The organism is Pseudoalteromonas sp. 1181_04 (assembly GCF_052850545.1).
The window spans coordinates 1-1087 of sequence record NZ_VXCS01000072.1 but is presented as its reverse complement, the minus strand read 5'-3'; the positions used below and the strand labels follow the sequence as shown (position 1 = coordinate 1087).

Here is a 1087-nt window from a genome sequence, read left to right as displayed (position 1 = left end):
GTTATTCTCATTCCAGTAGCGGGCAAGGTAGTAGTCGGCTCCGTGTTTTACAAGGTTGCCACCTTGATACACTTTGTTTGCTTGCCATTTTTCTATCACAGTATTTTGCAGCCAAATCCAACCATCCCAATGGGGTTGGTTTTCTATCGGTTCAATGCCTTTAACCCAAAAAGCGGCAATAAATAAGCTGTTGTTGTGAGTCACAACATCGCCGGCTACATAAATTGAGCTGGCATTCCATTGTGGGTGGTTTGGTTGAATAGAAGTTAAATCTACATTTTTAGATTCTGGGTTAAGCTTAAAAATATTTGTCGCGTAAGCATGCGAACAAAAAAGTAACCAAGCAATAATGATGAGTTTAGTCATTGCAAATTCCTTTTGATGAAGTTCCATTACTTTTTAATTAAGTTCACTTTTTAGGTAAATGCAAGGTGGGAGGATTAAATATTTCAAAATCATTAATGAGTTTGAAAAGTAGCAATACTTGGTTTTTGAATACAGAGATCAATAAAACACAGTCGTCAGCATGATCGGAAGCTTCTTATGGGTGACCCCTTTCAGATCTTTGGTGAAAAAGCATGGCGCGAGCGATATTGCTAACGCAACAGGATTAAATCGTGGAAGCTCGTATAAGGCGGTGAATGGTAAAACCAAAACTCGTTGCGAAACTTTTTTCAAGTGATAAAAGCACTTAACTTTCGCCTTACAACGCAAGTGGCGTAGGTTGGGGAGAGTGCAACGAAACCCTACTGGTGTGGTTTAAATTGTAGGTCGTTCTTAGGGCGATAAGTGAATTTCACCACCGAGTTCACAGAGGCGCTTCGCTACACAGAGGTTAAGTATTTTTGTAGGAGATGGCTTTAGCCACGAAAGATTTAACACCAGTGATAGAGTTAACCACCGTAGGCGCTGAGCTTGCTGGCGTGTGTGGTTGTAGGTTGGGTAGAGTGCAATGAACCCCAACGGCTTTGTTTAAATTGTAGGTCGCCCTTTAGGGCGAAAAAGTGAATTTCACCACAGAGAATTCAGAGGCGCTTCGCGCTGCACCGAGGTTAAATATTGGTCGTAGGAGATGGCTTCAGCCACG

The 1087-nt window shown here is 42.0% G+C and carries 2 protein-coding genes; one reads left to right on the top strand and one right to left on the bottom strand.

The annotated features are described in order from the left end of the window. A partial coding sequence (locus FW757_RS23070) for a carbohydrate-binding protein (RefSeq protein WP_446441776.1) occupies positions 1–366 on the bottom strand: 366 nt, incomplete at its 3' end. A gap of 160 nt (positions 367–526) precedes the next feature. Here FW757_RS23070 and FW757_RS23065 point away from each other — a divergent pair. Further along, positions 527–682 carry a hypothetical protein gene (locus tag FW757_RS23065; protein WP_404936154.1) on the top strand — a complete coding sequence of 52 codons (156 nt, stop codon included), beginning with the start codon at positions 527–529 and terminating at the stop codon, positions 680–682. Positions 683–1087: the final 405 nt, after the last annotated feature.

Bases quoted from the DNA above. Each gene is read 5' to 3' on its own strand.
- FW757_RS23065 (WP_404936154.1), top strand. From the start codon at position 527: ATGATCGGAAGCTTCTTATGGGTGACCCCTTTCAGATCTTTGGTGAAA.